We start from the raw sequence: 25,067 nt of genomic DNA, 5'->3' as shown, positions 1-25,067 counted from the left end.
GGCTTTGAGCCGTGGCGCGGAGCCGGTCTCGGTGCGGTTGCACTCTGAACATGGGGCCGGACCGAACGGTTCGGTCACCTCGTAATATTACCTGGACTTCAAAGAACGGCTTGGCAAGCCTATTTAAATATCGGATTTCTCGTAACATGATGTGTCAAACGCTACCTGTTCACGCCCGCGCAAGGTCGAAGCTCTCATGACGTTCATCGAAAGGCCGGTTTCGCCGACCTCCAACAAGATCAAGATCCACGGGCCCGAAGCCTTTGCCGGCATGCGCCGCGCCGGGCGTCTGGCCGCCGAAGCGCTCGACATGATCACCGATTACGTCCGGCCCGGCGTGACGACGGAGCGGCTCGACGAAGTGGCGCTGGATTTCATCCTGGCCAATGATGCAGTGCCGGCGACGCTGAATTATCGCGGCTACACCAAATTTATTTGCACCTCGGTCAACCATGTCGTGTGTCATGGCATTCCCGGTCCCCGGCCATTGCGCGAGGGGGATGTGGTGAATATCGACGTCACCGTCATCGTCGACGGCTGGCACGGCGATAGCAGCCGCATGTATCCGGTCGGAGAGATTTCGCGCAAGGCAGAACGGCTGATCGACGTCACCCACGAGGCGATGATGCGCGGCATCGGCGCGGTCAAGCCCGGCAATACGGTCGGCCATATCGGCGCCGCGATCCAGGCTTTCGCCGAATCCGAGCGCTGCAGCGTGGTGCGCGATTTCTGCGGCCATGGCCTCGGCCTCGTCTTCCACGACCGCCCGAACATCCTGCATTACGGCGAGCCGGGCGAAGGCGCGGTCTTGGAGCCGGGCATGCTGTTCACCGTCGAGCCGATGATCAATCTGGGCAAGCCGCATGTGAAAATGCTGTCGGACGGCTGGACCGCCGTGACGCGCGACCGCTCGCTCTCGGCGCAGTTCGAGCACAGCGTCGGCGTGACGGAAGAGGGCTGCGAGATCTTCACCTATTCGCCGCGCGGCTGGCACAAGCCGCCTTATTACGGCACCGTCCTCAGGGACTGAAGTCTGCCGTCTGGTGGGAATTGCGTTCGCGTGCGGGATCGGCGATGTCGGCGTTAAAGGAAGAAGCGGTTCCGCATTATTACGGCCATCGCGAGCGCCTGCGTGAGCGCTTCCGCCAGAACGGCGCGGAAACCCTGCCCGATTACGAGCTGATGGAGCTGATTCTGTTCCGCGCCATTCCGCGCCGGGACACCAAGCCGCTGGCCAAGGCGATCATCGCCAAATTCGGCGGCTTCGCCGAGGCGATCAACGCAACCGAAGAGCGGCTGTCCGAAGTGCCGGGCCTCGGCGCCGCCGCCGTCACCGAGATCCGGCTGGTGAAGGCCGCCGCCATCCGCCTGATGCAGGGCGAGGTGATGAAGCGCCCGCTGCTCGGCTCGTTCGACAAGGTGGTGAGTTACTGCCGCGCCGCCATGGGCTTCGAGATGCGCGAGCAGTTCCGCATCCTCTTCCTCGACAAGCGCAACCGCCTGCTCGCCGATGAGGTGCAGGGCCGCGGCACGGTCGACCACACGCCGGTCTATGTGCGCGAAGTGCTGAAGCGGGCGCTGGAATTGTCGGCCTCGGCGATCATCCTGGTGCACAATCACCCCTCGGGCGACCCGACCCCCTCCCGCGCCGACATCACCATGACCAAGGAAATCATGGCGGCGGCCGAAAAGCTCGACATCGCCGTGCACGACCATCTCATCGTCGGCCGCGACGGCCATGTCAGCCTGAAATCGGCGAGGCTCGTTTGACGGGATAGTCCCGCCGAAACGCTTGATCAGCGCGCGGCAGGTGCGCTACATATGCCTTGGCTCGTGGCGTCTCGCCATGAGCGGGTGCATGGGGGCCTGCCGCCAAGCATCTTCAACCTATCGGCGACGTGGCGGAATGGTTACGCAGCGGCCTGCAAAGCCGTCTATCCCGGTTCGATTCCGGGCGTCGCCTCCAGGCTTCTCCCATAAAAAAGCGGCCGCAATCGCAGCCGCTTTCTCAAAAGCTACTACCGCGCGACAGCCGTCGTCTTCTGCCGCTTGACGGCCATCAGCAGGTTCGACTCGTTCGGCCGCCAGCGGTAGCCGACACCGAATTCGATCGACTCGCGCTTGTCGCCCTTGAAGATCTTGGCCAGCCGGTTCTGGTAATTGCCGCGGAAGATGCTGATCGGGCCGAGATAGCGGCCATGCGGCTTCAGATCCCAATCGTCAGCCTTGAAATACTGCACCGGTACGCCGGTATCGTCCTGCAGGATCGTCGCGCTCTTGGCCAGCAGGAACTCGCGCACGCCGGAAAACCCGCCCGAATGCAGCAGGTAGGAGGCGCTTTTGACGAAAGCGTCGCCCGTCCCCAGCTTCTCGCAGAATTTGATGAAGCCGTATTTCTTCACGCCGGTATTGGAGATGTCGGTGGTGAAATAATAGAGCGTCTGCTTGGCACCATCGGCGCCGGTGAAGCCGATCTTGATGCCGTGCGTGGCGGTCTTGGGATCGGCGGCCTGGCCCACGGGGACGACATTGCCCTCGGCGTCGATGTCGACATAGGTCATATCGTCGATGGTCTTGCCGGAGCGCGCCAGGAACACATAGATCACCGGCAAGGTGCCGAAAACCTTACCCGCGCGGAGCTGGCGCTGCATGTTGGAGGTGATGAAGAAGCTCACCGACAGCAGCGAATTCAGCGACACTTCCAGATTGCGCGTCTCCCTCGCGAGCGCCTGCGAATTCATCTCGGACAGCTCCGGCACCTTGCCGGCCGGCTCGAGGCCGCTCATCACATAGGTCGACGCCTTGGGGAAGAAGGCGTTGGCATAGAGGAAGTCGGGCCCGCTGAACATGTAGAAGAGCGTCGGCTGCGGCGAGGTCATGTTCTTGGCCTGCCAGCTCCGGATCCTCGAAAGCTGGCGCTTGTCGAGCCGGTCCCAGGCGCCGTCGAAATAAGCGGCATGGCGCTTCCAGTTCGCGTCCTCGGCCTTAGCTGCGAGCGGGGTTCCGGGCGCGGGCGCAAGGCCCGCCAGGAAGCGGGCCGTATCGTTCGGCGTGCTGGCGGCGGCCAATGCGCCGCCGGCCCAGATTGCGAGGACGAACATCGCCGGGACGGTCGCCCGGATCAGCTTCAACGCTTTACTCATCGGTCAACGGCTCCTATGGGCGCGGGCTGGCGCCAGGTCTTCTGCGACAGAAAGTAGATGAAGAGACCGGCGAACATGGTGGCAAGGCCGGCCAGGGATTCGAGCGGCCGCTCGGTCAGCAGATAGTACATGGTGAACAGCGTGATCGACAGGAACACCAGGGGCGTCACCGGATAACCCCAGGTGCGGTAGGGACGCGGCAAATCCGGGCGGGTGATGCGCAGAAGGATGACGCCCGCCACGGTGAGAAAGGAACAGAAGGTCAGGCTGAACTGGACGAATTCGAGCACCGCCTCGAAGCTCTGCGTGAACATCAGCACGTTGACGATGAGGAGCTGGGTGGCGATCGCCGTCGCGGGCACGCCATTGGCGGTCTTGCGGGCGAAGACGTTGAGCAGCGGCAAGTCCTCGCCCATCGCCATGGTGACGCGCGGTCCGATCCAGGTCATGGCGCTGATGGCGGAGATCAGGCCGACGCAGATCAGCCCGCCGACGATGCGGCCTCCGGCGTCGCCGAAAATATGCGTGCCCGCGACCAGCGCGACATTGAGCTGGCCCGACATCTGCGCCATCGGGGTCGTATAGAGGAAGACCGCGTTCAGCGCGACATAGAGCGTCACGACCAGCAGCACGGAGATGATGATCGAGCGCGGCAGGTTCTTCTTCGGATCGTGGATTTCGCCGGCGATATAGGTCGCCGCGTTCCAGCCGGAATACGAATAGAGCACGAAGACCAGGCCGATGGCGAAGGGCGCGCTGCTTATGAGGCTGAAATCGACCGATGTCGGCGCGAAACTGATGCCCTGAGGCACGCCCATGACCAGCCCGGCGACGATGAAGAGCAGGATCAGGCCGAGTTTTAGAAAGGTCGAGACGTTCTGGAAGACGCTGCCCTGCTTGATGCCGAGGAGATGGACGATCGACACCGACCAGACCACGATCAGGCCCATCAGCATCGGCGGAGCGCCCGGCACCACGCCAGTGAAATAGCTGCCGAAGGCCATCGCCGAGAGGGCGATCGGCGCAGCGAAGCCGACAGTCGCGGAGACCCAGCCGGCGAGGAAGCCGACGGCAGGGTGATAGCTGCGGGAGAGGAAATTATACTCTCCGCCCGAGCGCGGAAACATCGCCGCGAGCTCGGCATAACAGAGCGCGCCGCAAAGGGCCGCGAGGCCGCCGATGATCCACAGCATCAGGAGGGCGAAGGGCGAGGGGATGGCTGCGATCTGAAAGCCGAGGCTGGTGAACACGCCGATGCCGATCATGTCGGCGACGGCCAGCGCCACCGCGGTCATCGCGGATACGGATGGGACATCGAGCTTGCGCTGATCCACGCCGGCGACGCCGCTCGAATGTGTCATATCCGTGGCAGAATTCCTGAATCGGAGGGTCATTGACCTACGCAACACGCTGAAATTTGCACCAATGCGCCAGCTTCGGGAGGATTCCCACAGCCGGCGGCGGAGGGTTGCGAGCCTGCATCCACGGGGCGAAACCGGCCCGCAGCTCTCCTTTTACGCCTGAAGAGCGAAGACTGAGTTAAATCTGCTGTTTTATTAAAATTGTTTTGGTAATCTGGAGCTCTCGCCTGATTCGGCACATGGTCTGCCGCTTTCCGGTGATGTTGTGTGTTGGTTGCGAAGCAACGCTAGCGGACGATATCGAATATTTATTTGAAATTGAAATTAAATCACTTTCGCTACACATAAAATTGCAATTAATCACTCGGACTAATTGGCGGCACTTTCCCTCCCTAAGCCCAGTTTCCCGCAAGCCCGTCCCGCTTCCGCGATCGCGCCTGGGACCCGCCGCGCGACGGATAAAACCCTGGGTTGTTTCAGGGTGCGCCAATTCCCCACGTTCTGGTCACGATCTTTTTTTATAGACTGGGGCTTCGGAGCAACGGCGCGGGGCCTTCCGACCCCCGCGCGGAGAAGGGGAGCCGCCGGAAGCCGCGAGGCGGACTAAGCATTTGGAATTCAGACTTTTTCGGCGAAAGTTCGGGGACCGCCCAGCCGCCGTCCTCTACGCCGCCACCCTGATCGCCCTATCGGCTTTGCCGGCCTGCCGCGAGGAACCCGGGGCTCCAAAGCGCGACCGGGAAACCAACAATCTGAATGGCCGGATCGAAGACTTTCGTAACGCCTTTGTCGAGGGCGCGGCGAAGGATGATGCGATCGGGCGCGAGGCCGCGGCGGACGATGCAACGGGATCGATCCCGGCGGAGGCGCCAGCCGCCCCCGGCGCGGAAACCGCAACCGCGCCGCTTGCCGCCGCTGCCGAAACCGTCAGCGCACCCGCACCACGTCTGGCCCCGCCACCCGCACCCAGCCCGGAGGCCTCGGCCATGATCGAGACCGCGATGCTGACGCCGCCCAAGCTCGGCCCGGCGCCGATGAAGCAGGCCAAGACCTCCCTAGTCGCCTTCCAGAGCGCCCCCTTCCCCTATAGCGGAACCGTCGCGGGCACCAAGGCGCCGTTCATCAACATCGTCTCGAACGGCCGGCGCGGCCACCGCAGCTATAGCCGCGTCTACTGGGAGAACGAGACCTATAACGACCCGCGTGTGCTGCTGCACATTCCGCGCGGCTTCGACGTCAAGAAGCCGGCCGTGCTGGTGCTGTTCTTCCACGGCCATGGCGCCACGCTCGAGCGCGACGTTGCGGTGCGGCAGCAGCTTCCCAAGCAGATCTCCGATTCCGGCGTCAATGCCGTGCTGGTGGCGCCGCAGCTTGCCGTCGATGCGCGCGACAGCAGCATCGGCAAGTTTTGGCAGCCGGGCGGCGTCAAGCGCTTCCTGGACGAGGCAGCGGTAAAGCTGGCCCAGATGCAGGGCGATGCCGGCGCGCGCGAGGCTTTCGCATCGATGCCGGTCATCGTCATCGGCTATAGCGGCGGCTTCGTCCCGGCGGCCTGGACGATCGCCAATGGCGGCCTCGGCAAGAGGGTGACGGGCGTGGTGCTGTTCGACGCGCTCTACGGCGAAATCGACAAGTTCTCGCGCTGGATCGACCAGCGGGCGGGCTTTTTCGTCAGCGCCTATGCAAGCTCGACACGCGGCCGCAATCTGGCGCTGGAGCAGACGCTCAGCCAACGCCGTTTCCCCGTGACGCGGAAACTGGCGCCGCATCTCGCGGCCGGCAACGTGGTCTTTCTGCCCACCACGAAAGCGCATGGAAGCTTCGTCACCGACGCCTGGACCCAGCAGCCGATCGAGGATCTGCTTCGCCGCGTCGATCTTGATGACGACAGCGGCGCCTCGGCCATGTCGGAGCCGCGCTAGGCGACAGGCGCCTGCAAGCCTCGTTTGGCGCTCACTCGGCGTCCCCGCTCCGGCCCTTGGCGGCGTGGAGGGTGAAAAGCTCGTCGTCCCGCTGAGGGTGCCGCCATATCGACATCGCGCGCCGGAAGGCTGCGGCCGTGGTGGCGGCGGCGTCCTCGCCGGCGCCGACGGCGGGCATGCCATTCGCCCGCACATAGGCCTCAATCGCAAGTTCGATCGACTGCGCGTGGACGTCACCCGCTTGCGGCGGCGGGGCGTACCGAGAATCGCGGCCATCCGGCTTCGTCCCGATCGCGCCCCCTGCCCTCTGTACTGCCAGCCTCATCTGCTCTTCGGCGTCGCTGGCCGGTACCGAAGCATTCAAGATTGCCGAACTGCCACCATCATTCACGAACATGGGATCTCTCCGCTGAAAATGCCGGCGGGCCGCCGCTTGCGCCATGGCGCGCGATGAAGATCATCATAGCAAACGCATGAAGAATTCAAAGTGCTTTGGAACAAACAATCGGCGTTTTGCCACTAAAACTTGATTATGGAACGATTGACGGACGGAAAGCACGCCCGACCCCGCGAGGGGGGCCCTTTGCCAGAGCCGTTCGCCCGTGGACGGAGCGTCGCGCTGCTTGCCCACCAAGCATAACCCCCCGCAATAGCTCGCTGAATACAGCGTTGACACGACATACTCTTGGGCGCACCATAATTTTTCCAAAGAGATACAGCTTGCGGCGCCGCAAGTGAAGTAACTCTTTGGTTAGATTGACGCGATGGGCCGATTTCCACCCGCAAATTTTAAATAAATGCGGGATGGCTGGGCTTCACGTGCGCGATATCCAATGAAATATTGCGCGTCAACGAGCCGGCTTGCCGGCGAATAGGGAGACGTCCATGTATCAGGAAGCGATCGACAAAGTCTCGAAACAGGCTTTGATCCGGCAGAAATATGGGAATTTCATCGGCGGCGATTGGGTCGCGCCAGCGGATGGACGCTATTTCGACAATCCAAGCCCGGTCACAGGCCAGACCTTGTGCCAAATCCCGCGCTCCGGCGCGGCCGATATCGAACTGGCCCTCGACGCCGCGCATAAGGCCAAAGACGCCTGGGGCAAGAGCTCGGCGGCCGAGCGCGCGCTGATCCTCAACCGCATCGCCGACAAGCTCGAGCAGAACCTCGAACTGCTGGCCCTCGTCGAGACGCTCGACAATGGCAAGCCGATCCGCGAGACGACTTATGCCGACATGCCGCTGGTCGTCGATCATTTCCGCTATTTCGCCGGCGTCATCCGCGCCCAGGAAGGCGGCATTTCCGAAATCGACCACGATACCGTCGCCTATCATTTCCAGGAGCCGCTCGGCGTCGTCGGCCAGATCATCCCCTGGAACTTCCCGATCCTGATGGCGACCTGGAAGCTCGCTCCCGCGCTTGCCGCCGGTAATTGCGTCGTGCTGAAGCCGGCCGAACAGACGCCGCTCGGCATCCTGATGGTGATGGAGCTGATCGCCGACCTGCTGCCGCCGGGCGTCGTGAATGTGGTCAACGGCTTCGGCGTCGAGGCGGGCAAGCCGCTGGCGCAGAACAAGCGCATCGCCAAGATCGCCTTCACCGGGGAGACCACCACCGGCCGCCTCATCATGCAATATGCCTCAGACAACATCATCCCGGTGACGCTGGAGCTCGGCGGCAAATCGCCGAACATCTTCTTCGCCGATGTGATGGCGCAGGACGACGCCTTCTTCGACAAGGCGCTGGAAGGCTTTGCCATGTTCGCGCTGAACCAGGGCGAGGTCTGCACCTGCCCGAGCCGCGCCCTGATCCAGGAATCGATCTACGACAGGTTCATGGAGCGCGCCATCGCCCGCACCAAGACCATCAAGCAGGGCCATCCGCTCGACCCGGCCACGATGATCGGCGCGCAGGCATCGAACGATCAGCTCGAAAAGATCCTCTCCTATTTCGACATCGGCCGCCAGGAAGGCGCGCAGGTGCTGACCGGCGGCAAGCGGGCGCAATTGGGCGGCGAGCTGGCCAACGGCTATTATGTCGAGCCGACGATTTTCGCCGGCCACAACAAGATGCGCGTGTTCCAGGAGGAGATTTTTGGGCCGGTCGTATCCGTGACGAAGTTCAAGGACGAGGCGGAGGCGCTGTCGCTGGCCAATGACACGCTTTATGGCCTTGGCGCGGGCATCTGGACGCGCGACGGCACGCGAGCCTATCGCTTCGGCCGGGCCATCCAGGCGGGCCGTGTGTGGACGAATTGCTATCACGCCTATCCCGCGCACGCGGCTTTCGGCGGCTATAAGCAATCCGGCATCGGGCGCGAAAACCACAGGATGATGCTGAACCACTATCAGCAGACCAAGAACCTGCTGGTCAGCTACAGCCCGAAGGCGCTCGGCTTTTTCTGATCGATCGCGAGGGGGCGCGCGGGGGCATCCCTCGCGCGCCCATCTTCCAAATTCGTTGTGCGAGAGGATGAGCCATGGTTGACCGCGTCCGCATCACGGATGCCGCCGTGAAGGTCGTCGATACGCTCAGGGCGGTGCACGGACCGCTGCTGTTCCACCAGTCCGGCGGCTGCTGCGACGGCTCGGCGCCGATGTGCTATCCGGAAAAGGAGTTCCGCGTCGGCCCGCAGGACGTGCTGCTCGGCCGGATCGCGGCTTGCGATTTCTACATGGGCGCGGCCCAGTTCGACTATTGGCAGCACACCCAACTCATCATCGATGTGGTGCCGGGGCGCGGTTCGGGCTTTTCGCTAGAGGCCCCCGAAGGCGTCAGGTTCCTCACCCGCAGCCGTCTGTTCACCGATGACGAAGCCGCCGCCCTCGAAGCTGCCGGCCCGCCCGCCCGGGGCGGCTGACCACCGCCGCGCCCAATCTCGAAAAGCTGCCACTCTGAGCGCGATCGGCCCAGCCTGCTCGGTGCTGCGGACGAAAAATCCCCACGCGCTTCGCGGTGAAAATCCGATCTCTAACATGGTTTACACCACGCGGTGACCGATGCTTTCGAGATCGCCGATCTAACTGCTTGTAAATGCTGGTCTTGTGCTAACCGCCACAGACCGCCGGGCTGTCCCGCGATAAATCTGTAAAGCGCCAGCCACAAAAATGACAAAGCTGAAGCGAAATTTTAGTCAAATTGTGTCGATTGCGGCGCTGGTCATCCTCTGAATATTTTTCCAGGGATGGCAAATTATAATACTGGTTACTTAGCATCGCATAGAAGATCGATTTTTATCGTACCGATAAATTACAATTGATTTGACGAGGATGACCCATGATCACGCCCGATACTACAGGCATGTCCAAACGGCCGCGTCCGGTAATGATGATCCCGCTCCGCCGCTGCGGCAGCCACGCCCTGCGCCTCCGCCTCAACGTCAACCCCGATTTCTATTCGCCCTACCCGCTGCATATCGTCGATTTTATGCCGCTGCTGCCGCTCTATGGCGACCTCGCCGATGACGGCAGCTACTTTCAGCTCGTCGCCGACGTAATCGGCCTGCAGGCCAACAACGTCGTCAAATGGCCGGGAATCACCTTCGATCCCATGGAGATCTTCGACGCGATCCAGGCCGAGCCGCGAAGCGTGCACCGGATCGTCTGGGAGCTGCTGCTGCGCGCGGGCGAGACCCACCAGGCCGGCATCGTCATGGATAAATCGCTCGACAGCGTCCGCTACGCCGAGGAGCTGATGGCTTTGTTTCCTGACATGCTGTTCCTCAACGTCGTCCGCGATCCGCGCGCGCAGGTGGCCTCGATGAACCGCGCCATCATCCACGATTTCGACTCGACGCTGAATGCCATGACCTGGAACGAGGCGCACCGTCTGGCGAGGACGCTCGCCGAACAGCACCCCGCCCGGGTCCTGACCGTCCGTTACGAGGATTTCCTCGCCGGACCCGAACACACGCTACGGGCGATCTGCCAGTTTCTCGATTTGGAATTCCTGCCTGGGATGCTCGATATTTCGCGGTCGCAGGAAGCCTCCGAACTGGCCTGCCGCTCGGACCTCTGGGTTTCCAACGGCTTCGCCCCGATCCCGGCGAATATCGATAAATACAAATCGCAGCTCAGCATGGACGAGATCGAGATCATCGAGACCCTGGCGCAGGACCACATGCGCCATTATGGCTATGATTTCATGACCCCGGCCATGGCCGCCGTGCCGGTGACGGAGCATCTGGCCGCCTGCGCCCGGCGCTCCCTGGAGGGGCGCGAACATGCCTGGCGGCAGCTTGCCCAGACCAATTACCGCGACTACGTCCTGCGCCGCATTCGCGCGAATTATCTGGCGACGCGGACCGGCCCGGCCACCCGCCGCCGGGATTTGCAGACCAGGGCGATCGGCAACGAAGCCGCCCCGCCGGACCATCACGCCGCGTGATCCATGCCTTGCTGAGACGGAAGGCCACTCCGTCCCACAAAGTCCTGCGGCGCGATCAGCGCCGCAGGATGTCGGCCACGCACCACGTTGAACATTATCAGCGCTTGCCGCCACGACCGTCAGCCTTGGACGCGGCCGCATCGGGGGAGCGCGAGGGCATTCCCATGACCGATATTGTCTTGCCGCATATCCTGTCATTCATGATCGCCACCTTCGCCGGGGCGGTGGTCGCGGGCATGAGCGGCTTTGCCTTCGGGCTGGTGGCATCGGCGATCTGGCTGCATGTCATCACCCCCGCGCAAAGCGCGCCGCTCATCGCGGCATTCGCGATCATCATCAACGCCTGGGCGGTATGGAAGCTTCGACACGTCATCGAACCCAGGCAAATCCTGCCGCAATTCGCCGGCGGCGCCATCGGCATTCCGCTCGGCGCGGCAGCGCTCTGGTGGATGCCCGCCGCGGAAATGCGCGCCTCTATCGGCTTTCTGTCGATCGCCCTGGGCATTTGGGGCCTTCTCAAGCCCGGTTTGCGTCCCATCAGGGGAGGTCCGGTCTCGGATTCGCTGGTCGGCCTGGCGAGCGGCGTGCTAGGCGGCAGCACTGGGCTGGTCGGCATCCCGCCGACGATCTGGACCACCTTGCGCGGCTGGTCGAAGGACAGGCAGCGCGCGGTCCTCCAGCCGGCGGCCTTTGCCACCTTCGTGCTGACGCTGGCCTGGTTCGGCGGCACCGGCGGCATCGACGCCGACACGGTGCGCCTGTTCTTCATCGGACTGCCGCCCCTGCTGCTCGGCACCTGGCTCGGCATGAAGCTTTACGGAGTCCTGGACGAGGCCGCCTTCCGGAGACTCATATTGGGGCTTTTGCTGTGTTCCGGTGTCGCGCTCGCCCTGGGCAACCCGTGATTGCGTGCCCGGCATTGGTGGCACGATGCTGATGGCAACGGATAGCAACCGGCATCCGCGAGGACGCTTGCCCATGAGCGATCGGGACAATCCGGAATTTGATGGGTCGGGTTCGACCTCGACGACACCTTGCATTTCTATCGTAAGGCGTCGGGACGCGCCGCCGAGGCCGGCGCGATGCATCTTTATCGGCGACAATTTGGAGAGCGACATTCTCCCGGCGCTGGCGCTCGGAATCGAGGCATTCTATGTCGGCGCTGACGCCGGACTGCCCGCCGGCGTCAGAAAGCTTTCGTCCCTTGCGGCGTTGCACCGGTTTCTGGACTAGAGATTTGCCCGCGCGGCTCGATTGTGAGGAATGAGGGGGTTCGCCCCTCATTCTAAATCAGATGGGATTCAGCGCCTCGGAATCTGAGGCCGGACCCCACATGCTACCACCGGACCTTCGCGCCGGCGTAAAAGGCCCGCCCGGTGCCCGGCTCGAAGAGCGCCGAGCTTGCATTCGCCTGATCGGCGATGCTGGTGCTGGCGATATAGTGCGTGTCGGCCAGATTGCGGCCCTCGACATAAAGCGAGAACGCGCCGCCGTCGTCAAAACCGGCCTTCATGCCGTAGAGCACATAGCTTTCCGTCGTGACGCTGTTGGCGTTGTCGACGAAATAGGCCTCCGGCACACATTCGACATTGGGCCCGGCGAAGAAGCCGTTCGGATGCTTGTAGAGCAATTCGGCCCGCAGAAAATGGCGCGGCGCACCCGGCAGTTCATTGTCGCCATATTGCGCATCGTCGTCGAAGCGGAAGTCGTTATAGGTGTAGGCCATGTTGAGCCAGAGCCGGTCGGGCCGCTCGCCCTCCTCCAGCAGCGACCTCAACACGCTCGCGCCAAAGCCGAGTTCGACGCCCTGGTGAATGGTTTCGTCGGCATTGCGGATGGCGCAGGACCCCGCCGGAGCCCCCGCCGCCGTCACGCAATACAGCTCATGGTCGAGATTGGCGCGGTAGAGCGCCACGTCCCAACTATAGTCCGGACGGCGGCCGCGCGTGCCGATCTCATAGGTGGTGGCCGTTTGCAGTTCCGCCTTGAAGGCGGCGCCGGCATCGTCACTATTCTCGCCGAAACTCGGCGCCTCGGCGCTGCGGGAGACATTGGCGAAGACCTGCCAATGCGGATCGACCTCCCAGAGCACGCCGACCTTCGGGCTCCAGGCGGAGAAATCATTCTGACCGGACTGATCGCCATTGGACAAGAACTTGTCCTCAAGCTCTCGCGAGGCGTAGAGGAACTGCGTCCCCGTGACCAGCGCGACGTCGGGAAGCACATAGAATGCGTTTTCGATATAGGCCGTGGTGTTGGTCGAGTCCTGCTGCGCGCTGGAGAGCAGCCGCCCCTTCTCGCCGAGCTTATTCTCGTACTGGTCCGCGTCGGTCGATCCATTGTGCTGGTTCAGACCGATGAGCAGCCGGTTCTTGAAGCCGCCGATATTGCTTTCATTCATCACCCGGCCGAACGCGCCGTAATCGAGATATTTGTAATCCAGCCATTGGAAGATCGGGTGCTTGAGATGCCGGTCGACGCCGAAGGCCCCCACCTCGACCACCGTGCCGGGTGCTACCAGCGCGGTGGTCTTGTTGGCGAAGCGCAGCGTGTCGATATTGCGCTCCTGGTCGTTGGTCACGTTGCCGGAGGCGGCCGTGGTCGGTGAATTCAGCGCCGCGTCCTTGGTAACGGCGCCCGGAATGTCCTGCTCGACGTGATTGGCGTTGAGATAGAAGCGCGTTTCGGCATCGGGCGAAAGGCGGATGCCGAGATTGCTGCTCAGCCGCTGCGACTCGCCCCCGCTGTGATCGCGGTAGCCGTCCTGCTCCTGCGCCGAGCCGGTGACGAAGAAATCGAACGCCCCGGCCTCGCCGCCCGCGCTCGACTGGATCCGCTTGAAGCCGAAGCTGCCCATATCGACGCTGGCCGCGAACGGGTCGGAATTCCGGCCGGTCGCGGTAACGAAATTAATCGCGCCGCCGAGCGTCGCGGCGCCGAAGCGCAGCGCGTTCGCCCCCTTATAGACCTCGATATAGTCATAGGCGGTAGGGTCGAGCTCCTGGAAATCGCCAAAACCGTCGGCGGTGTTGATCGGGATGCCGTCCATATAAAGGTTGATGCCGCGCAAATGGAAATTGCGCGACAGGCTGGAGCCCCGGATCGACAGCCGCGAATCATCGCCCCATTTCGGCTGCACGAAGACACCTGGCACGTAGTCGAGCGCGTCCTTGATGGTTTTCGCGGACGTGGCCTCCCGATAGTCGGCGCCGGAGACGACGCTGACCGCGCCGGGCACCAGCGACAGCTCGCGCCGCGCCTCCTCGAGCGTCGGCACGGTAAGGCTGCGGCTGCGCGGCTCACCGCCGGGAAAGCCGGTCGCGGCCGCGGAATCCTTCTGCGCCTCAGGCTGGGCCTGCTGCGATTCGACGGTGATGCCGGGCAGGGCGATGGGTTGCGATTGCTGGGCGCGGGCGCCGGTTTCGGCGGCCGTCAGGGCGAGGAGGCCGAGCGCTGCGGACGCCATGCGGGTGCGGAGCGCCGACGCCATCGGCCGCCCGCCAAAAGGCTGGGTGGTGGTCATGTGTGGAAACCTGAATCTTCTTCTGAGACAGCCCGGGCGGGCGCGGCGGCCGGCGCCAATGGCCGATCACACGCCGTCAATCGCGCGGGCGGGGACTATTGCGTCTCAGGAGATCGCGGGCGGGGCGCGCGGGGGCGGCCGGACCGCCAGCTTTTGCGCGATGATCTCGCCGACCGCCGCCACCCGCGCCGAGGCGCGGTCGAGCAGGCGCGGGTCCAGATCGGGGATGGGCAGAATCGCGACCGCCGAGCCCATGCCGAGGCAGATCGGGCATTTCGGCGGGTCGCCGGCCGAGGCGGGGATGGCGGGTGCGTCGGGCGCGGCAAGCGGCGACATCTCGCCATTGCCGAGGCAGATGACGCCCATGCCGCTTTTCAGCGCCTGAACCTGCTGCATCCAGCCGAGCATCGCCGTGCCGTGCCGCACGACCATCGCGCCATGCAACAGCACGCCGAATACCGCCAGAAGGCTCAATATCGGCCGAACTCGCCCCACGCCCAAAAATCCCCCAACATGTGGAGATTGAAGGGCGATGCGGTGGGGGGCAATCGGACCTTTAGTGGGCCAAGGCCATTTGCCGCAATGCGGTGCATTCGAGGCACGGAGCACGCTTGTGTCCATGCAAAGCTGGCTGATGGCGACGGAGATCTTTATGCTGATTGGCTCCCCGGGCCGGACTCGAACCAGCGACCGAGCGGTTAACAGCCGCTTGCTCTACCAACTGAGCTACCGGGGAATAGAGGGCAAAGCCGTCTAATGCGATGCATATAGCAAATCGATCGGGGCAGTTCCACCCAAAATGCGAGCGTGTGAGGCGGTCTTAACGGGAGGATGTTGTATTTTGGTGAGGGGCGACGCCGCGACGTGCGAAAGCCTGGCGGGCGAATGCCGCATCGCCATGCCGGCGCCACATGATGCGCGAAGGCTGTCGGCGCTGCTGGCGTTCGGTTCGGGTAAGCGGACTGTGCATAACTTGCACGAGCATCAGCCTTCCTTACGTTCTGAAATCCGTTCGTCACTCCTATCCCTTTCAGTGCGGGAGCGCTTCCGCGAGAGCGGGGCCGGAATCGGGCGGCATATTCGGAGTCTGGCATGACGGAACTGTTGGTCATCACGCAAATCTGCGGCTTCGTCGCCCTGCTCCTATGGGGCGTGCGCATGGTGCAGACCGGCGTGCAGCGGGCCTATGGGCCGCAATTGCGCTCGATCCTGAGCCGGGCGCTGAACAACCGCCTGAAAGCCTTCATGGCCGGGCTCGGCGTGACCTTGTTCCTGCAAAGCAGCACCGCGACCGCGCTGATGGCGACCAGCCTCGCCGTCGGCGGGCTGATCCCGCTGGCAACGGCGCTCGCCGTGATGCTCGGGGCCAATATCGGCACCACGCTGATCGTGCAACTGATGGCCTTCGACGTCGGCGTGCTGGCCCCGGTCTTCATCCTGATCGGCGTCGTCATGTTCCGTCGCGGGGGGACGTCGCGCACGCATGATCTGGGCCGCGTCCTCGTCGGGCTCGGGCTGATGGTGATCGCCCTTTTGCAGCTCGTCGCCGTCGTCGCGCCTTACCAGACCTCGCCGGGCTTCCAGATGTTCATGCAGGCGATCGAGGCGGTGCCACTGATAAACGTCATCATCGCGGCGGTGCTGGCCTGGGCGATGCATTCCAGCGTCGCCGTGATCCTGGTGGTCGCCTCGCTGGCGGGCGGCGGCATCGTGTCCTTGACGTCCGCCTTCGCGCTGGTGCTCGGGGCCAATCTGGGCGCGGCGGTCAACCCCTTGCTCGAAGGCCCTCCGGGCGATGATCCGGCGGCGAAGCGGCTGCCGGTCGGCAATCTTATCAACCGGCTGGTGGGCGTGGTTGTGGCCCTGGCGGCACTGCCTGTCATCACCCCGTTCCTCGGCGGCGTGCTGCCGGACGGCGCGCGGGCGGTGGCGAGCTTCCACATGCTGTTCAACATCATCATGGCGGCACTGTTCCTGCCGCTGCTGACGCCGTGTGCCACGCTGCTGAAGCGCCTCCTCCCGGCGCGCGTGCCAAGGCAAGATCCGTCGCGCCCGCTCTATCTCAGCGAGGCGGCGCGCGAAACGCCGGTCATGGCGCTCGCGAGCGCCGGCCGCGAAGCGCTGCGGCTGGCCGACATCCTCGACGAAATGCTGGGCGGGACGAAGGACGCGCTGATTGGCGGCGACCGCAAGCGGCTGAGCGCGGCCAAGGAGCTGGACGACGTCCTCGACGGCCTCAACGGCGCCATCAAGACCTACCTGACCTCGATGACGGTCGACGCGATGAGCGAGGCCGATCACGAGCGCCAATCGGCGATCCTGAACTTTGTCACCAATATCGAGCACGCCGGCGATCTGCTCCAGCGCGATGTGCTGGGCCTTGCCTCGAAGCGGCTGAAGCGTGGGTTGAGCTTCTCGAAGGAGGAGCGGGCCGATCTGGATGCGATGCTCACGCGGCTGAGCGACAATCTGCATACGGCCGCCGGCGTCTTCCTGTCGGAGGACAAGCGGGCGGCGCGGATGCTGGCCAACGAGAAGCAGGCCTTTCGCGAGATTCAAGTGTCGGCGACGGCGGATCACTATCAGCGCCTGCGCGAGGGCCGCATCGAAATCGCCGAAACCACCACCCTGTTTCTCGATCTCGTTCGCGACATCAAGCATGTGAACGCGCATATCGTGGCGGCAGCCGCCTATCCCGTGCTGCAGCGCGGCGGCGAGCTTCTGAAGAGCCGCCTGCGCTGACGGGGATGGCGTGATGATCGGCGGGATTATTGCCCGGCATTGGCCCGCAGATCGCTATCGGGCGGGTTGTCCACGGTGGCGGCCTCGTTGATCTCCACCTCGAAGCTGGAGAAGGCCGGGTTATAGGTGCTCTTGGCCCAGGCGCCGAGTTCGGGCCGCATGCCGCGCAGAAAATAGAGGACCAGGATCTGTTTGGTTTTCGGTGCCGCCTGCTTGATGCGCTGCGCCATCGTATCGAGCTCCCCCGTCTTGAACCGCCATTCCAGCATGACATAGTAGACGGCCTTGACACCTTCCTGATGCTGGGCGAGCTGCACCGAGCGAACGCCGCGCTCCAGTCTGAATTCGGCAAGTGCGGGGAAAGCCAAGGCTATGCAAGCCATTATCAGCGCAGAGAAATAGACGAAAAGCGATTGTCTCGATATCGGCCGCGCAACGTCGCTAGACGCAAATATTGGCAGCATATTCATCAGCGGCGCTCCACCATTATTCGTGAAGCGCTAGAATTTGCCCTGAAATCGTCTCAGTTGCAATGCGCCAAAACGCGCGGCCTATTCTGCTGGGAATAGCACTTTTTTACTTCGCATGGCTTGCAGCGGCACGGGCGCTAAATTAACCGCAAATGGAAATCGTGGCCGCCTGCCCGATATTGCGCCTAAAGCTGCGCCCCGCGTTGGCCTTCACTTCGGCCAGCGCGAAGCAATGCGGCAGTCGAGCGCTTTATACATTCATTTTATTGCATGTAATTTGGGCGGCTATTTGCCAGCCGCGCTCTGGTCGAAGCCGACCCACATGCGGTAGCTCTTCGGCGAGCTGCTGACGGGGATCGGAAGCACCATCTCGCGCACTTCTGAGAAATAGCCCGCCGTTTCGCCCGCCGGGACATTGACCACGACGCGGATCTTTTCCGTCTTCAGCGTGCTCTTGGAGCCGTCGACGACGGTCACCTGCGCCGGCAAGGTCAGCGTGCCGGACTTGCCCCGCGGCCCGAGCAGCACACGGCCGGAGAAGCCGACCTTCACCGCGAGCCCGGAGGTCGACGGGCTGCATTCGCGGGCGGTATTGGTGATCTCGCCGCGATGCATCACGGACAGGCTGTCGCCGGATGTGCCGGGCGCATTGAAGGTGATGCTGCGGGCGCCGATGGAAACGTCGAAGCTGGGACAGCCGATATTGGCGGCCGTCACCTCGCCGCCGCCCGATTGTCCGGCCTGCGCCTGGCCCAGCAGATTGGCCTGGCTGACGCCCGGTTCGGCGGCGGGAGCCGGAGCAGCGGTGCTGGCGGTGGTTTCCTGGCTGCCCCCGAACAGGCCGTTCTTGAACGGCGATGTCAGCGTCGAGACGCCGCAGCCCCCGAGAATGCCGCAAAGCGCCGCAAGCGCGCCCGCGCGCAACGCCTGATGACCGAAGGTCCCGAAAAGCTTAGCGCTCACTTCTTCCCCCAAGGCTGAACGTGCCACCGTCCCGCACACTACCCGTAAAGCCGGATTGCGGACACTGTGTGACGTCGATGTTGTTCTTCCCCCGCCGTTCTTGCTAGAACCGCTTGCGTGATGGACAATTCGAGTCTGACCCGGATCGATAAGGCCCCCTATTGGCCTTATATGACGATGACAATTGTGCATAGCCCCCAAATCGTAACAAAGGCCCGCTCAGATGACAGCGATCGAAGCCCAGGCGACGCCGGATGATGGCTCCGCGAAAAAGCCGCCGCTGACGATTCTCCTGGCGGCCCCGCGCGGGTTTTGCGCCGGTGTCGACCGGGCCATCCAGATCGTCGAACTGGCTTTGGAGCGATTTGGCGCGCCTGTCTATGTCAGGCATGAAATCGTCCACAACCGGACGGTGGTGGACGATTTGCGGGCCAAGGGCGCCGTCTTCGTCGAGGAGCTGGAAGAGATCCCCGACAATGGAGCGCCGGTGGTGTTTTCCGCTCATGGCGTCGCCAAATCCGTGCCCGAGGCGGCCGCGCGCCGCAACATGTTCCATCTCGACGCCACCTGCCCGCTGGTCTCGAAGGTGCATGTCCAGGTCGACCAGCTATTCGGGCGCGGCCTCGAAATCCTGCTGATCGGCCATGCCGGACACCCCGAGGTGGTCGGCACCATGGGCCAGCTTCCCGAGGGCGCCGTGCGGCTGATCGAGAGCGTCGCCGACGCCGAGACCTTCGTCCCCGCCGATGCCGACAAGCTCGCCTATGTCACGCAGACGACGCTGTCGGTCGACGACACCCGCGAGATCGTCGCCGTGCTGAAGGCGCGCTTCCCCACCATCACCGAGCCGCGCAAGAATGACATCTGCTACGCCACCTCGAACCGGCAGGAGGCGGTCAAGGCCATCGCGCCGCGCGTCGATGCGATCCTGGTGGTCGGCGCGCCGAACAGCTCCAATTCGGTCCGCCTCGTCGAAGTGGCGCAGAAGGCAGGCTGCCTGAACGCCATGCTTGTGCAAAGCGCGCGCGAGATCGCTTGGGAGCGCTTCTCGAATCTGCGCAGTCTCGGCCTCACCGCTGGCGCGTCGGCGCCCGAGCACCTGATCCAAGAGATCATTACCGCCTTCCGCGAGGTTTACGACGTGACCGTCGAGACGATCACCACCGCCACCGAAAACGTCACCTTCAAGCTTCCGAGGGCGCTGCAGGAAAGCGCGGCCTGAGGCGCGATGGCGGTCTATACCGAAGTGTCCGATGACGAGCTGACGGAGTTCCTTGCGCGCTACGATGTCGGAACGCTGGTCTCCGTCAAGGGCATCGCCGAAGGCGTCGAGAACAGCAATTTCCTCATCACCACCAGCCGGGGCCCGTATCTGCTCACGCTCTACGAGAAGCGGGTCAGCGCCTCCGACCTGCCCTTCTTCATCGGGCTGATGGAGCATATGGCGGGCCAATCGATCCCCTGCCCGACCCCCATCCGCGACCGCTCCGGGCAGACGCTGCAGCAGATCGCCGGGCGTCCCGCCGCGCTGATCAGTTTCCTGCCGGGCTATTCGGTGCGCCGGCCGCGCGCCGAGCATTGCGCCCAGCTCGGCGAGTCGCTCGCCGGGTTTCATCTGGCGGGCGCCAGCTTCGGCTTAACGCGGGAGAATGCGCTGTCGCTCGCCGGCTGGCGCAAGCTGGTCGAGGCGACCGCCGCCCGCGCCGACGATCTGGCGCCCGGCCTTGCCGAGGAGATCGCGCGCGAATTCGCCTTTCTGCAGGACCATTGGCCGTCCGACCTGCCCTCCGGCGTCATCCATGCCGACCTGTTCCCGGACAATGTCTTCTTCCTCGACGAAAAGATTTCCGGGTTGATCGACTTCTATTTCGCCTGCAACGACCTCTATGCCTATGACCTCGTCATCTGCCTCAACGCCTGGTGCTTCGAGCAGCCGAATGCCATCAACGTCACCAAGGCGCGGGCGCTGCTGCGCGGCTATGGCGAGCGTCGCCCCTTGAGCGCGGCCGAAATCGAGGCGCTGCCGGTGCTGGCGCGCGGGGCGGCGCTGCGCTTCCTGCTGACGCGCCTCTATGACTGGTTCCACACCGCTGAGAACGCGCTTGTCAGGCCCAAGGACCCCTTGGAATACCGCCGCAAGCTGCGCTTCCATCAGCAAGTCGCATCCGCCAATGATTACGGGCTGTGAGCATGGACAAGGCCGAAGACGACAAGCCTGTCATCATCTATAGCGACGGCGCCTGCTCGGGCAATCCGGGCCCCGGCGGCTGGGGCGCGGTGCTGATCTACGGCGACAAGCGCCGCGAGATCAGCGGCGGCGAGCCGATGACCACCAACAACCGCATGGAGCTGCGCGCGGCGACCGAGGCGCTGACGGCGCTGAAGCGCTCCTGCCGGGCGGAGCTGCACACGGACTCGCAATATGTCCGCAAGGGCATCACCGAGTGGATCAACAAATGGAAGGCCAATGGCTGGAAGACGGCCAGCAAGGAGCCGGTGAAGAACGCCGACCTCTGGAAGCTGCTCGACGAGGCCAGGATGCGCCACAAGATCGACTGGCGCTGGGTCAAGGGCCATGCCGGCGAGCCGGAGAACGAGCGCGCCGACGAGCTGGCCCGCGAAGGGCTCGCGCCGTTCAAGAAGAACGGTCGCGGTTAGCGGGGCGAATCATTCGCCCTCCGCCGTCGGACCCCCGTCACACATCGGCCGCGCGGCCTTCCAGCGGGAACCGTGCCTTGATCCTCCGGAACAGCCCGTCCCGCACCTCCCGGTAGGCGTCGAGGATCTGCTCGCGGCTGCCCATGGCGGCGGTGGGATCGATAGTCGGCCAATATTCGGCGTCGATGGCCTGGGTGCGGGTCATCTCAAGCGCCTGGTGGTGGGCTTCCGGCGCCAGGCTGATGACGAGGTCGAAGGAACTGTCATAGAGATCCGAAAGCGCTTGCGGCGCGTGCGCGGACAGATCGATGCCGATCTCCTCCATCACCGCCGCCGCGAAGGGATCGGCCTCGCCCGCGCGCACGCCGGCCGACTCCACGTAGATCTGGCGGCCCGCCAGAAATCGCAAAATCGCCTCCGCCATCGGCGAGCGCACCGAGTTCATGTTGCAGGCGAACAGCACGGCTTTGGGTCGGTCTGCCTGGGGAGGCGTCGCACTCAACTGGGCTACCCCTTCCAATGCAACGCGCAGATCAGGGTGAACAGCCGCCGGGCGGTGTCGAAATCGGTGGTGATCTTGCCTTTCAGCCGGTCGGTAAGAATGCGGCTGCCCTCGTCATGCAGCGCGCGGCGGCCCATGTCGACGGCCTCGATGCGGCTGGGCGGCGCCGTTTTGATCGCCTCGTAATAGCTCTCGCAGACCATGAAATAGTCCTTGATCAGCCGGCTGAAGGGCGAGAGCGAAAGCACGAAGGTGGTCAGCACCTGCCGGTCGTCGCTGGAAATCTCGATGGCGAGCCGCTTCTCGACGATGGCGATGCGCAGCCGGTAGGGGCCGGGCGTGCCGTCGTCGAGGCCGAAGCGGTTGGCGTCGAGAATGTCGAAAATGGCGATCTGGCGCTCATGCTCGACCTCCGCCGTATTGCGGCCGATGGAGGTTTCATCGAGCTTGATCTCGATGATGCGGCTGGTCAGATCCTGGCTGTCGCTGTTCGAATTCATGCCGCCGTTTCCCGAAACGCCGTGCGGCCTGGACCGCCGCTCCTGCCGCGTTCTATAGCAGATCGGCGGCGCGGAAGCCCTACTTAAGCAGGATGCGCGGGCGGTTTTGCGATGCGCGCGCCGGGTGCGGTTGCGACCGCCGCGGCGCCGATGAAAACGCCGGTGATGTGTCCGGGCAACAACGCCTGCGGCGATTGCCCTCCGGCTCCCGCCCGCCTTCCCAAACCTCTCGGATTCGCACTAAGAGAGGGTCACAAGCAGATGGGGGACACGCATGGAGTTTTTCTATGAGAGCGCCGGTTTGGCGGCGCTGCTGGCGGCGGCTGTTTTCGCGGCCTATTTCGTCAAGAACGTGCTCGCGGCGCTCTATCGCCGCCGCGACGAGGCGCGCAAGGCCGAGCGGCTGATCTGCGCGCTCTATGCCGAGATCAAGGCCAACACCCAGGACCTCGAGGAATTCATCGCGCTGTCGCCGCCTCTGGAGCGGGCCAAGCAGGCCGTGCGCAGCAACGCGGCGCTGCGCCCGCATATCACCAGCGCCTGCCACCGCATCGTCTATGAGAGCCATCTGAACGAGCTGGCCGAGTTGCCGCGTCCGGTGATCCTGAAGGTCGTCGCCTTCTATTGCCAGATCGGGCGGCTGGTGGCGCTGATCAGCGGCTTCGACAGGCTGTCCTACGAGCGGATTTCGGACGAGGGCCGGGCGCAGGTGATCGAGGAGCTGTGGCGAACGGTCGAGCGCGGCGTCAAGCTCGGCCATGAGGTGATGCACGGGCTGGAAGTGCACGCGCCGCTGGAGTTGACGCGGGATGCGCTGAACGTGGCTTGAGGGCGGGCGGTCGCGACTTGCCCGAACACCCACGACATATGCGGTCGCCCCGGCCGTAAGAGCCGGGGCCCACCCATCTCTCCGCCAGCGCCGTGCCGGCGGAGCGGCTAGTGGGTCCCGGTCCGGCCTGACGGCCGCCCGGGACGACGGGGAGGAGACGCGGGATCCGCCGCTCAACGACAACAGCACTCAGACAGACATCGCCACACATACAAAACCCCGGAACGCAGACTGCGCTCCGGGGCCGTGTCGTCTGCGATATGTTGCGTCAGCCGGAAGCGAAGTAGCCACCCGGCGATCGCCCCCTCTAGCCGTGCTTCAGAAAGCTGTAGCGCAGGTTTCCGGACTGGGCGGGCGGCTCGTTCTGGCGCTCGCTTTCGGGCATGCCGAAATCGCCGGGCAGCGGGATGCCGCCATGGGTCGTCGGCGAAGGCAAGCCGAGATCGGGCTGGCCGTAGCGGCGGTTCTGCTCCTGCTGCGGCGCGGCGGGCGCCTCGGCGCGCTGGTCGCCGCCGGCGCTGGCCCATTGGCTGGCGCCGAACCAGACCTGGATGAGCTGATATTCGTCGTCGGTCAGATCGACGCCGACCTGGGCGCAGCGGGCCAGCACATAATCGCGATAGGCCCGGGCGACCGCAGCCGGTGAGCGGGTGTGCTCCAGCCAGGGGTCGATCTCGTCGACGGCGTTGATGACGAAGCCGACATCCTTCAGCGACAGTTTCAGGCCCGCGGCCGCCGCGCGCGTTACCACGGCGTCGGCGGAGCGGTCCGGGGCAAAGCCCTTTTCGCGCACCTCGGCGGCGATGAGCGTGAACAGCAGCTGATATTCGCTCGGCGGCAGCGGCGGCGCCTGACAGGCCTCGTAAATCCGCGTGATCGAGCGCTGCAATTCGGCGAGCCGGCCATTACTGCCGCCCTGCGCCTCGCGCGGGCGCAAGGGCGTCGCCTGCACCAGCGAAGCGGTTGCGACGGGTGCCGGCGCGGGTTGCTGTTGCTGCTGCAACGGCTCGTCGACGACGGCGCGCACATCCTCGCGCAGGCGGTGCCGCTCCGGGTTGTAGACGAAATGCGGCGGCTTCTCCGTCAGGCGCAGATGCTCGGGAAGGTTCTGCGTCAGGAAATTCAGGAAGCCGCCTGAACCGGCCCAATTGGTGCCGATGGTCTTGGGATGGCCGAGCGTCTTCTGCGCGCGGTCGGCCAGATAGGCCAGCGGAACCGGCTTTTCCGACGAGTCGACGACTTCGAGCACCAGCCCGAGAATCTCGTCGCCGATCACCTTGAAATCGTCGATCAGCGACTGGATGGCGGCCTCGGGGGTGCCGATGGCCTTGCGCTTCGGGCTGGCATCGGTGACGGCCATGGCGGCCTGGCGCGGCGGCAAAGCGGCTGGCGCGGCGCGGGAGCGTGGCGAACTCGGCGGCTGCTCGAGCTGCGGCAGGTTGGAGTGGTCGTCCGGCAGCGCCGCATCGGGCTGCATCAGGCAGCGGATGAGATCTTCCTCGCGGATGCGCCCATCCGAGAACGCCTTGTAGTAAGGCGAAGTATAGTCGTTGGCGTAGATGATGGTCTGCCGGTTATGCGAGCGCAGGCTCAGCAGCACGGGCGTGAAATCGGCGTCGCCCGAGAGGATGATGAATTCGTCGAAGCGCGTCGGATGGTCGAGATAGTCGCGCACATCGCAGGCGATGCGGATATCCGAGCTGTTCTTGAACTGCGAGGTGAGATGCGGGCAGTCCACCACTTCGAGGCCGGCGCGCATGAAGCTGTGCCGGACATAGGCGAAGGAGCTGGGATCGCCGACGCCGTCGCGCCCCGTGCGGCGCGGCACCGGATTGCCATAGCATCGGCCGACCGCGATCCGCCGGCGAACCGGCGGAGACGGTGCATCGGTGCGCACCAGCGCACCCGACACGACTTGTTGTAACCAATAGGACGGATTCCTGGCGAAGCGTGACGCCGCTTCTTCGTCCCGGCCCTTGAGCGACAAGTAAATATTGTCAAAGTCAATGAATATCGCGGATAAACAAACACCCGCGTTCCCCGGAAGCATTGCGTACACCCCGCTGT

23 protein-coding genes and 2 tRNA genes are annotated in these 25,067 nt (G+C 64.1%); 14 read left to right on the top strand and 11 right to left on the bottom strand.

The genetic code is table 11. From position 1 onward, the window contains the following. The first annotated feature begins 196 nt into the window (after positions 1 to 196). From map to BLEFHOIH_RS11260, 3 genes are all read left to right on the top strand, one after another. The gene (gene map / locus BLEFHOIH_RS11270; RefSeq protein WP_088345434.1) at positions 197 to 1,030 is read left to right on the top strand and encodes a type I methionyl aminopeptidase; all 834 of its coding nucleotides are present in this window, start codon (positions 197 to 199) and stop codon (positions 1,028 to 1,030) included. Positions 1,031 to 1,074: 44 nt separating this feature from the next. After that, the gene (gene radC, locus BLEFHOIH_RS11265; protein WP_088345432.1) at positions 1,075 to 1,770 is read left to right on the top strand and encodes a DNA repair protein RadC; all 696 of its coding nucleotides are present in this window, start codon (positions 1,075 to 1,077) and stop codon (positions 1,768 to 1,770) included. A 122-nt stretch (positions 1,771 to 1,892) separates the two neighbouring features. Next, a tRNA-Cys gene (locus BLEFHOIH_RS11260) sits at positions 1,893 to 1,966 on the top strand. A 52-nt stretch (positions 1,967 to 2,018) separates the two neighbouring features. Here the strand turns inward: BLEFHOIH_RS11260 and BLEFHOIH_RS11255 are convergent. Both BLEFHOIH_RS11255 and BLEFHOIH_RS11250 read right to left on the bottom strand, forming a co-directional pair. Next, a complete protein-coding gene (locus BLEFHOIH_RS11255) occupies positions 2,019 to 3,143 on the bottom strand; it encodes a hypothetical protein (protein ID WP_088345430.1) in 1,125 nt (374 codons plus the stop codon). Next, positions 3,140 to 4,504 carry an amino acid permease gene (locus BLEFHOIH_RS11250; RefSeq protein WP_088345428.1) on the bottom strand — a complete coding sequence of 455 codons (1,365 nt, stop codon included), beginning with the start codon at positions 4,502 to 4,504 and terminating at the stop codon, positions 3,140 to 3,142. Before BLEFHOIH_RS11250 ends, BLEFHOIH_RS11255 begins: the two co-directional genes overlap by 4 nt. Positions 4,505 to 5,115: 611 nt before the next feature. Here BLEFHOIH_RS11250 and BLEFHOIH_RS11245 point away from each other — a divergent pair. After that, entirely contained in the window at positions 5,116 to 6,426 is a 1,311-nt protein-coding gene (locus BLEFHOIH_RS11245; protein WP_125461666.1) for an alpha/beta hydrolase, read from the top strand. Between the two features lie 31 nt (positions 6,427 to 6,457). Here the strand turns inward: BLEFHOIH_RS11245 and BLEFHOIH_RS11240 are convergent, their stop codons facing one another. Continuing rightward, positions 6,458 to 6,823, bottom strand: a complete 366-nt coding sequence (locus tag BLEFHOIH_RS11240) for a hypothetical protein (RefSeq protein WP_088345424.1) — start codon at positions 6,821 to 6,823, stop codon at positions 6,458 to 6,460. 488 nt (positions 6,824 to 7,311) lie between these two features. On the opposite strand from BLEFHOIH_RS11240, the gene adh reads away from it, so the two are divergent. From adh to BLEFHOIH_RS11215, 5 genes are all read left to right on the top strand, one after another. After that, complete coding sequence (adh, locus tag BLEFHOIH_RS11235) at positions 7,312 to 8,832, top strand: aldehyde dehydrogenase (protein ID WP_088345422.1); 1,521 nt, start codon at positions 7,312 to 7,314, stop codon at positions 8,830 to 8,832. 74 nt (positions 8,833 to 8,906) lie between these two features. After that, positions 8,907 to 9,287 carry a DUF779 domain-containing protein gene (locus BLEFHOIH_RS11230; protein ID WP_088345420.1) on the top strand — a complete coding sequence of 127 codons (381 nt, stop codon included), beginning with the start codon at positions 8,907 to 8,909 and terminating at the stop codon, positions 9,285 to 9,287. Between the two features lie 416 nt (positions 9,288 to 9,703). Further along, complete coding sequence (locus BLEFHOIH_RS11225) at positions 9,704 to 10,813, top strand: sulfotransferase (RefSeq protein ID WP_088345418.1); 1,110 nt, start codon at positions 9,704 to 9,706, stop codon at positions 10,811 to 10,813. Between the two features lie 164 nt (positions 10,814 to 10,977). Continuing rightward, positions 10,978 to 11,718, top strand: coding sequence for a sulfite exporter TauE/SafE family protein (locus tag BLEFHOIH_RS11220; RefSeq protein ID WP_170937111.1), 741 nt, complete (start codon positions 10,978 to 10,980; stop codon positions 11,716 to 11,718). A gap of 73 nt (positions 11,719 to 11,791) precedes the next feature. Further along, entirely contained in the window at positions 11,792 to 12,046 is a 255-nt protein-coding gene (locus BLEFHOIH_RS11215; RefSeq protein WP_125461665.1) for an HAD hydrolase-like protein, read from the top strand. Positions 12,047 to 12,149: 103 nt separating this feature from the next. On the opposite strand, the gene BLEFHOIH_RS11210 is transcribed toward BLEFHOIH_RS11215, so the two are convergent. The 3 genes from BLEFHOIH_RS11210 to BLEFHOIH_RS11200 form a co-directional block, all read right to left on the bottom strand. Continuing rightward, positions 12,150 to 14,336 carry a TonB-dependent receptor gene (locus BLEFHOIH_RS11210; RefSeq protein WP_245296971.1) on the bottom strand — a complete coding sequence of 729 codons (2,187 nt, stop codon included), beginning with the start codon at positions 14,334 to 14,336 and terminating at the stop codon, positions 12,150 to 12,152. Between the two features lie 105 nt (positions 14,337 to 14,441). Continuing rightward, complete coding sequence (locus BLEFHOIH_RS11205; RefSeq protein WP_170937110.1) at positions 14,442 to 14,831, bottom strand: DUF2946 family protein; 390 nt, start codon at positions 14,829 to 14,831, stop codon at positions 14,442 to 14,444. 165 nt (positions 14,832 to 14,996) lie between these two features. Beyond that, positions 14,997 to 15,072: transfer RNA gene (locus BLEFHOIH_RS11200), tRNA-Asn, on the bottom strand. Between the two features lie 356 nt (positions 15,073 to 15,428). Here BLEFHOIH_RS11200 and BLEFHOIH_RS11195 point away from each other — a divergent pair. Beyond that, positions 15,429 to 17,078, top strand: a complete 1,650-nt coding sequence (locus BLEFHOIH_RS11195; RefSeq protein WP_088345410.1) for a Na/Pi cotransporter family protein — start codon at positions 15,429 to 15,431, stop codon at positions 17,076 to 17,078. 26 nt (positions 17,079 to 17,104) lie between these two features. Here BLEFHOIH_RS11195 and BLEFHOIH_RS11190 read toward each other — a convergent pair whose 3' ends face one another. After that, positions 17,105 to 17,446 carry a hypothetical protein gene (locus tag BLEFHOIH_RS11190; protein ID WP_088345408.1) on the bottom strand — a complete coding sequence of 114 codons (342 nt, stop codon included), beginning with the start codon at positions 17,444 to 17,446 and terminating at the stop codon, positions 17,105 to 17,107. Between the two features lie 387 nt (positions 17,447 to 17,833). Further along, entirely contained in the window at positions 17,834 to 18,511 is a 678-nt protein-coding gene (locus tag BLEFHOIH_RS11185; protein WP_125461663.1) for a hypothetical protein, read from the bottom strand. 223 nt (positions 18,512 to 18,734) lie between these two features. Between BLEFHOIH_RS11185 and ispH the strand changes: the two genes are divergently transcribed. Genes ispH through rnhA form a run of 3 tightly spaced genes read left to right on the top strand, consistent with a single transcriptional unit; the run spans position 18,735 to position 21,169 of the window. After that, positions 18,735 to 19,733, top strand: a complete 999-nt coding sequence (gene ispH, locus BLEFHOIH_RS11180; protein ID WP_088345404.1) for a 4-hydroxy-3-methylbut-2-enyl diphosphate reductase — start codon at positions 18,735 to 18,737, stop codon at positions 19,731 to 19,733. Positions 19,734 to 19,739: 6 nt separating this feature from the next. Beyond that, positions 19,740 to 20,699, top strand: a complete 960-nt coding sequence (locus BLEFHOIH_RS11175; RefSeq protein ID WP_088345402.1) for a homoserine kinase — start codon at positions 19,740 to 19,742, stop codon at positions 20,697 to 20,699. Positions 20,700 to 20,701: 2 nt separating this feature from the next. Next, a complete protein-coding gene (gene rnhA, locus BLEFHOIH_RS11170) occupies positions 20,702 to 21,169 on the top strand; it encodes a ribonuclease HI (protein WP_088345400.1) in 468 nt (155 codons plus the stop codon). A 37-nt stretch (positions 21,170 to 21,206) separates the two neighbouring features. Here the strand turns inward: rnhA and BLEFHOIH_RS11165 are convergent, their stop codons facing one another. Both BLEFHOIH_RS11165 and BLEFHOIH_RS11160 read right to left on the bottom strand, forming a co-directional pair. Then, positions 21,207 to 21,671: a low molecular weight phosphatase family protein gene (locus tag BLEFHOIH_RS11165; RefSeq protein WP_210191712.1), complete on the bottom strand. Its 465-nt coding sequence runs from the start codon at positions 21,669 to 21,671 to the stop codon at positions 21,207 to 21,209. 5 nt (positions 21,672 to 21,676) lie between these two features. Continuing rightward, positions 21,677 to 22,171 carry a UPF0262 family protein gene (locus BLEFHOIH_RS11160; protein ID WP_088345398.1) on the bottom strand — a complete coding sequence of 165 codons (495 nt, stop codon included), beginning with the start codon at positions 22,169 to 22,171 and terminating at the stop codon, positions 21,677 to 21,679. Between the two features lie 274 nt (positions 22,172 to 22,445). Between BLEFHOIH_RS11160 and BLEFHOIH_RS11155 the strand changes: the two genes are divergently transcribed. Further along, the gene (locus BLEFHOIH_RS11155; protein ID WP_088345396.1) at positions 22,446 to 23,000 is read left to right on the top strand and encodes a hypothetical protein; all 555 of its coding nucleotides are present in this window, start codon (positions 22,446 to 22,448) and stop codon (positions 22,998 to 23,000) included. 307 nt (positions 23,001 to 23,307) lie between these two features. Here the strand turns inward: BLEFHOIH_RS11155 and BLEFHOIH_RS11150 are convergent, their stop codons facing one another. Beyond that, complete coding sequence (locus tag BLEFHOIH_RS11150) at positions 23,308 to 25,050, bottom strand: NYN domain-containing protein (RefSeq protein WP_088345394.1); 1,743 nt, start codon at positions 25,048 to 25,050, stop codon at positions 23,308 to 23,310. Positions 25,051 to 25,067: the final 17 nt, after the last annotated feature.

The sequence above is a fragment of the Rhodomicrobium sp. R_RK_3 genome (assembly GCF_002198715.1).
Lineage (GTDB): Bacteria > Pseudomonadota > Alphaproteobacteria > Rhizobiales > Rhodomicrobiaceae > R-RK-3.
The sequence above is the reverse complement of the archived record's forward strand: the minus strand, read 5'-3'. Positions and strand labels throughout refer to the sequence as shown.

Bases quoted from the DNA above. Each gene is read 5' to 3' on its own strand.
- map (WP_088345434.1), top strand. From the start codon at position 197: ATGACGTTCATCGAAAGGCCGGTTTCGCCGACCTCCAACAAGATCAAG.
- BLEFHOIH_RS11250 (WP_088345428.1), bottom strand. From the start codon at position 4,504: ATGACACATTCGAGCGGCGTCGCCGGCGTGGATCAGCGCAAGCTCGAT.
- BLEFHOIH_RS11150 (WP_088345394.1), bottom strand. From the start codon at position 25,050: ATGCTTCCGGGGAACGCGGGTGTTTGTTTATCCGCGATATTCATTGAC.
- adh (WP_088345422.1), top strand. From the start codon at position 7,312: ATGTATCAGGAAGCGATCGACAAAGTCTCGAAACAGGCTTTGATCCGG.
- BLEFHOIH_RS11195 (WP_088345410.1), top strand. From the start codon at position 15,429: ATGACGGAACTGTTGGTCATCACGCAAATCTGCGGCTTCGTCGCCCTG.
- ispH (WP_088345404.1), top strand. From the start codon at position 18,735: ATGACAGCGATCGAAGCCCAGGCGACGCCGGATGATGGCTCCGCGAAA.
- BLEFHOIH_RS11215 (WP_125461665.1), top strand. From the start codon at position 11,792: ATGAGCGATCGGGACAATCCGGAATTTGATGGGTCGGGTTCGACCTCG.
- BLEFHOIH_RS11255 (WP_088345430.1), bottom strand. From the start codon at position 3,143: ATGAGTAAAGCGTTGAAGCTGATCCGGGCGACCGTCCCGGCGATGTTC.
- BLEFHOIH_RS11220 (WP_170937111.1), top strand. From the start codon at position 10,978: ATGACCGATATTGTCTTGCCGCATATCCTGTCATTCATGATCGCCACC.
- BLEFHOIH_RS11225 (WP_088345418.1), top strand. From the start codon at position 9,704: ATGATCACGCCCGATACTACAGGCATGTCCAAACGGCCGCGTCCGGTA.
- BLEFHOIH_RS11240 (WP_088345424.1), bottom strand. From the start codon at position 6,823: ATGTTCGTGAATGATGGTGGCAGTTCGGCAATCTTGAATGCTTCGGTA.
- rnhA (WP_088345400.1), top strand. From the start codon at position 20,702: ATGGACAAGGCCGAAGACGACAAGCCTGTCATCATCTATAGCGACGGC.
- BLEFHOIH_RS11230 (WP_088345420.1), top strand. From the start codon at position 8,907: ATGGTTGACCGCGTCCGCATCACGGATGCCGCCGTGAAGGTCGTCGAT.
- BLEFHOIH_RS11160 (WP_088345398.1), bottom strand. From the start codon at position 22,171: ATGAATTCGAACAGCGACAGCCAGGATCTGACCAGCCGCATCATCGAG.
- BLEFHOIH_RS11175 (WP_088345402.1), top strand. From the start codon at position 19,740: ATGGCGGTCTATACCGAAGTGTCCGATGACGAGCTGACGGAGTTCCTT.
- BLEFHOIH_RS11210 (WP_245296971.1), bottom strand. From the start codon at position 14,336: ATGACCACCACCCAGCCTTTTGGCGGGCGGCCGATGGCGTCGGCGCTC.
- radC (WP_088345432.1), top strand. From the start codon at position 1,075: ATGTCGGCGTTAAAGGAAGAAGCGGTTCCGCATTATTACGGCCATCGC.
- BLEFHOIH_RS11155 (WP_088345396.1), top strand. From the start codon at position 22,446: ATGGAGTTTTTCTATGAGAGCGCCGGTTTGGCGGCGCTGCTGGCGGCG.